A 6,059-nucleotide genomic window follows, 5' to 3' on the forward strand; every position below is an offset into this window, starting at 1 on the left:
CGCTCGCGGTCCGCGACTGCGCGGGCCACCCCAGCCCTCTCCCCCGGGAGATCCCCAGCTCCAGCCGCGGTGCCCCTGCCACGGCGGTCGAGTGCCACGTGGCGGGCCAAAACCGCTTTCTGCCAACGTCTTCCGGAGCCAGCCGGGCAGGTCCCACTCTGTTCCGCCACCACACGCGTAAGCGGTCATGTCGTCCTCCTGACGATCAGTCGCGATACATCGACGATATATCGTTCGATCGATCTGTCAAGACTTGCTGAGGGCGGAGATCAGCCCTGCTGCATCAGCCCGATCACGTTGCCGTCGGAATCCTTGACGCTCGCGATCAGCCGGCCGCCGCCCACGTCGCTGACCCCCTGAACTTCTTCGGCACCCGCCTCCACCAGCGCGGCCAGTGACTGCTTGATGTCGCTGACGGTCCAGTAGCTGACCGGCCCGGTCATGCCCTTCTGGTGGCCGTGCGGATCGAGACCCAGCTCGAGGCCGCCCACGCTGAACTGCACGTAGTAAGGCTGGTCCATGACGGGCTGCTCGCCGAGCAGGCCACTGAAAAGGGCCTTTGCGCTGTCGAGATCACGCACCGGGTAGATCACTGTCTGCAGTTTCGAGCTCATTTCTCCTCCTCGGAGTTCGGTTGCGGTGGGCTTCGCTTGCCGCGCCGCCATCCTTCTGACGAATGCCGTGCGCGGAATGTGACAGGCGGGCGCGGCGCCGATCGGACAGACCCTGCCGCACCGATCGGACAGACCGATGCCGCACCGATCGGATGAGTCATCGAGGTGGGCCGGGTATCCGTTCGTCATTCGCAATTCGTATTTCGAAGCCCTTTGCTGCCTCCGCATGGGTGACAGCACGTCCGTCCAGGGAGGGAGCACGGAAATGCATCAACAAAACTGGGTACGACGACTGATGCTCGGCACGGGGGTGGTTGCCGCACTGTCATTGGCGGTGGCGACACCCGTGGCCGGTCAGTCGGCGGCCCACGCGCCGAATTTGGCGCAACAGGCACCACCGACGGATCCGCAATCGGGAGACCCGGGGGAAGGGTTCTCCGGATATGTCGGATACCTGGGTGACGGTGGTGGCGGGGCCGCAACGGTCGACGAGACAGCCCCGAAGACAGAGCCTCTCGGGCCGATCGGCAGCACTGACGGGCACAGCCCGGACGTCCCGGGTGCGACCGGCACCGCAGAGGCACCGGAGCGCACGGCCGTCGCCATTCCCGCGGCTCCGGCCCCCGCTGAGGTGGCCGCCGTGGAGTCCGCCGTCGCCGCGGACGGCGCCGCGAGGGTCATCGTGCTGATGCGCGCACCGGTGCAACTCGAGGCCGGCTTGTCGGCGTCCGAGGTCGGCGCCCAGCGCGCCGCAATCGCCACGTCCCTCGACGGATTGGAGGACACCCTCGCCGGCACCGGCTCGAAGAAGCTGAGCGAATTGGAGGTCGTTCCATCCGCGGTGTACCAGGTCACGGACGCCGGGCTCGAGGCGTTGCTCGCCGATCCGGATGTCGCATCGGTGACGCTCGACGGTCAGGTGTCCGCGGAACTCGCGACCAGCACCGGCGTCATCGATTCCGACCTGCTCAATGCTGCAGGCGTTCTCGGCAACAACTTCGACGGCAGCAGCACGGGCGCCTACCAGGTTGCGATCATGGACTCCGGCGTCGACGGTCAGCACAACGCCTTCGCCGGGCGCATCGTGCGGCAGGCCTGCTTCGTCACCGACTCGTCCTGCCCCGGAGGGACCAATTCATCCGTCGGCGCCCCGTCCGGCGAGGAATGCACCCATTCCAACGACTGCGACCACGGCACGCATGTCGGCGGAATCGCGGCCGGTTCATTCTTCGCAGGTGGTCACGAGGGGGTGGCCCGCGGCGCGGGCATCGTCGCTGTCAAGGTGGCACAGGACAACCCTGCCAGTGCCCGTTGGACCGCCTTCTTCTCGTCCATCGACAATGGCCTGCAGCACCTGATCAACCTGAAGAACACCACCAACCCGAACCTTGTCTCGGTGAACCTCAGCATCGGCACCGATGCCGTGTTCACCGCCGACAACCCGGCCTGCAATGCCGTTGATCCGACGACCAACATCCTGTTCGGTCAGCTGCAGGCGCTCGGCGTCGCGGTGGTCGTGGCGGCGGGCAACAACGGCAGCAACACCGGAATGTCCTTCCCGGGCTGCCTTCCCAACTCATTTGCGATCGGCGCGACCACTGACGCCGATGCGCCGGCGGGCTTCACCAACTCGAACGCAGGTCTGCGCTGGTGGGCACCGGGTGTCAGCATCGACGCCGCGATTCCGACCGGCGACAACCACGGATTCAAGGACGGCACGTCCATGGCGACCCCGCATGTCACCGGGGCGTTCGCGCTGCTCCGGGAATGCGTTGACGGAAACGGTGTGCCGTTGAGCAATGCCGCCGTCGCGGCGAACCTGGACAACACCGGTGTGAATGTCACGCGCAACGGCGTCACCCGGAAACGGATCAACGTCCTCGATGCGGCGACCCGGACGGTCAACAACAATGATTTCGCCTTCCCGGAGGTGTTCGCGGGTGCGGGCCCGATCAATGATTTCGATTTCAACGTCTGCGCGGATTCGGAAGCCGGCGAGCCCGGGCCGTTCAGCGTCGACAACAGCGTCTGGTGGCAGTGGACGGCCCCGTCCGTCGGGACCGCGACCATCTCCACGGAGGACAACGGGTCTAACGTCACCACCTTCGACACCCAGTTGACGGTCTACACCGGCAACACGCTCGGCAGCCTGACGCCGGTCGCCTTCGACGACGACTCCGGCACCGGCCTGCGCAGCCTGACGGTGTTCCCGGTGAACGCCGGGACGGTCTACCGGATCAAGGTGGACGGGTTCGCCGCCACCAACGGTCTGCTCAACCTGCACATCCAGCAGGGCCCGCCGCCGCAGTGCTTCGGCGTCCCGGCGACCATCGTCGGCAGCATCAACGGGGAAACCATCAACGGGACGGCCGGCAACGACGTCATCGTGGCCGGTGACGGCAATGACGTCATCAACGGGCTGGGCGGGAACGACCGGGTCTGCGCCGGGAACGGCAACGACACGGTGAACGGTGGCCCAGGCGCGGACTTCGTCCTCGGTGATCCCGGCGCCGACACGATCAACGGCGACGCCGACGACGACACACTGGTCGGCAATGCCGGTGGCGGTGACGTCAACGACACCGGTGACACCATCAACGGCGGAACCGGCAACGACTTCATCGACGGCTGGGTCGGCAACGACCGGCTCGACGGCCAGGACGGTAATGACACGCTGCTCGGCGCGGACGGCAACGACCGGCTGATCGGCCGGTTGGGCAACGACAGCTACAGCGGCGGTACAGGTGTCGACACCGCGACGTTCGGGGCCTCCCCCGCCGCCGTCTCGGTGAACCTCACCGCCGGAACCGCGTCCGGTGAGGGCACAGACACCCTCAACGGGGTCGAGAACGTCGCGGGATCGTCGTTCAACGACGTCATCGTCGGGGACACCGCCAACAACGTCCTCGACGGCGGGCCGGGTAACGACCGGGTCGACGGACAGGTCGGCAACGACGCCGTCCGCGGCGGCACCGGCAACGACCGGCTGATCGGCCGGGCCGGCAACGACAGCTACAACGGCGGGACCGGGGTCGACACCGTCAGCTTCGGGGCCTCGCCAGTAGGCGTCGCCGCCAACCTGACCACCGGCACCGCAACCGGTGAAGGCAACGACACCCTTGCCGCTGTCGAAGATCTGGCCGGCTCGAACTTCAACGACACCCTGATCGGCAATGCCGGCAACAACGTGCTGGACGGCGGCGGCGGTAACGATCGGGTCGAGGGTCAGGCGGGGAACGACGGAGTTCGCGGCGGGACCGGCAACGACCGGCTGATCGGCCGGGCCGGCAACGACAGCTACAACGGCGGGACCGGGGTCGACACCGTCACCTTCGGCGACTCCCCAGCAGCTGTCACCGCCAACCTGACCACCGGCACCGCAACCGGTGAAGGCAACGACACCCTCGCCGCTGTTGAAGATCTCGCCGGCACGAACTTCAACGACATCCTGACCGGCAGCGCTGTTGCCAATGGCCTGAGCGGTGGCACCGGGGCAGACCGGATCGCCGCTCTGGCCGGCAATGACCGGCTCTCCGGTGGCGGTGGACTCGACCGGTGCGACGGCGGTACCGGGGTGGACACGGCGTCGACCTGCGAAACGCTGATCGGCATTCCGTAACCAGCAGACGCGGCGACGCGGCGGCGCCCTTGCGGCGCGGTCATGTCGTGCCAGGAAAGGGTCTGTTCCAGCGAGGAGCCGGCGGTCGATGACCGCCGGCTCCTTCGTCTGCGCCGATGTCGAGCTACCGTCTCCCGGGACGATGATCGACGGAGGCAGCCTGATGAGCACCGATACGACCGGCGAGCTGGGCAACATCCTCGGTGTGTGGGCGCACCCGGACGACGAGGCGTACCTGTCCGCCGGCCTGATGGCCCGCGCTGTGGATGCCGGCCGGCAGGTCTTCTGCCTGACCGCCACCCGGGGTGAGGCCGGCTTCCCGACCGACGACCCCCGATCGCTCGATGAGCGAAGGGCATTGCGGCAGAAAGAGTTGACCGCATGCCTGGAGATTCTCGGCGTCACCGAACACCGCAATCTCGGTCTCCCCGACGGAGGCTGCGCCGACATCCCGGACGAGGAACCGGTGGCGATCGTGGCGGCGCTGATCGAACAATTGAAGCCCGATACGGTGCTCACCTTCGGTCCCGACGGGGGCACCGGGCACCCGGACCACATCGCGGCCTGCCGGTGGGCGACCCTCGCCCACCAGCGGGTCGCACCGGCCGGCTGCCGCCTGCTGTATTCCACCAAGACGACGGCCTGGGAGGAACGCTTCCTCACTGGGGTCGATCGGTCGCAGATCATGATGGTCGAGGACCTGGACGCGGAACGGGTCGAACCGGAAGAGCTCGCCGTCTGGCTCAGCTGCGACGAGGAACTGCTCGACCGCAAGGTGGCCGCTCTGCTCGCCCAGGCCAGCCAGGTCGACACGATGGTCGGAATGGTCGGCCCGGAGGTCTACCGCGAACTGGTGCGGGAGGAATTCTTCCGCGACCGCCGGGACAGTGACCCGCGCGTCCCTCGCTGAGCGGAGCCGGGCCCCGACCTATGAGCCCTCACGAGCCGTGCAACTACATGCGCTGAGCGGGTCCGTATTCCAGCCTGGGGACCTGGCGATTCCCGTGGTCGCCGGCCTTCCGGAGCGAGCCCATTCCGTTCGGCCAGGTCTTCCGCGGCGTGGCATCGGAATTACCCGCTGCGATGCGATGAGAATCCGCAGTGAGAAGCGTCCATCTATCGAGAACCGAATCCGCCGTAGCTCCGTATCCCTCTACGAAGGACACCTGCACGACGCGGATCACCCACCGGCGATCGGCGGCCGATGCCCGGCCGCTGCGGCGAGAGACCCGCATGTCCGCCATCGCACGGCAGCCGACGCCCGGCTGCCGGTGGCGGGCCGGGTGCCTGTTCCGAATGGTGCGGTCAGGCCGCCGCGGCGACCCGCTGTAACAGCGCCGACGCCTGTACGGCCAGGGGACTCACCCGAACCCGGTCCCGACGGCGTCGGCGAGCAGACCGTGCATCCCGGGCAGGTCGAGGGTGCGGACCGCACGGCGGAGTTCGGAGCGGCTGTCATCACTGAACATCGTCGTTCCCGTCCGCGCCTTCTATCTCTACATCGCCGCGTTGGCCCTTGAAGACCCCGCTTCGCCTCATTGGGCAGTTCCTTGCCGAATACGGCGCAGCGACACCGGGGGCTACCTGAAGAACAAACCCGGCAGCGAAATGGCGGCTCTGGACCGAGCGGAACGCCGCCGAACAACCTAGCTTCAGCTGGCTTGCCTCAGATGATCAAGACGTTGGTCTGATCGTCGCCTCCCTCGCTTCGGCAGCGAGCAGGTCAAGTTCGCAAGCCCCCCCGCCGCGGCCGGACTGCCCCGCCGGCGGGTTTTAGCGTGTCCGGGGTTGGGCGGTGGATTTGCGGGGGGTGAGGGGGGGGGGGG

General features: G+C 67.5%; 3 protein-coding genes. 2 read left to right on the forward strand and 1 reads right to left on the reverse strand.

What is annotated here, in order from left to right:
* Window positions 1-269: 269 nt before the first annotated feature.
* A complete protein-coding gene (locus ACVBEQ_RS22310) occupies window positions 270-614 on the reverse strand; it encodes a VOC family protein (RefSeq protein ID WP_447155599.1) in 345 nt (114 codons plus the stop codon).
* A 265-nt stretch (window positions 615-879) separates the two neighbouring features.
* Between ACVBEQ_RS22310 and ACVBEQ_RS22315 the strand changes: the two genes are divergently transcribed.
* Both ACVBEQ_RS22315 and ACVBEQ_RS22320 read left to right on the forward strand, forming a co-directional pair.
* Window positions 880-4,233 (forward strand): S8 family serine peptidase, encoded by a 3,354-nt coding sequence (locus ACVBEQ_RS22315; protein ID WP_447155600.1) that lies wholly within the window; start codon window positions 880-882, stop codon window positions 4,231-4,233.
* Between the two features lie 88 nt (window positions 4,234-4,321).
* Window positions 4,322-5,143 carry a PIG-L deacetylase family protein gene (locus tag ACVBEQ_RS22320; protein WP_447155601.1) on the forward strand — a complete coding sequence of 274 codons (822 nt, stop codon included), beginning with the start codon at window positions 4,322-4,324 and terminating at the stop codon, window positions 5,141-5,143.
* Window positions 5,144-6,059: the final 916 nt, after the last annotated feature.

The organism is Nakamurella sp. GG22, from assembly GCF_052976845.2.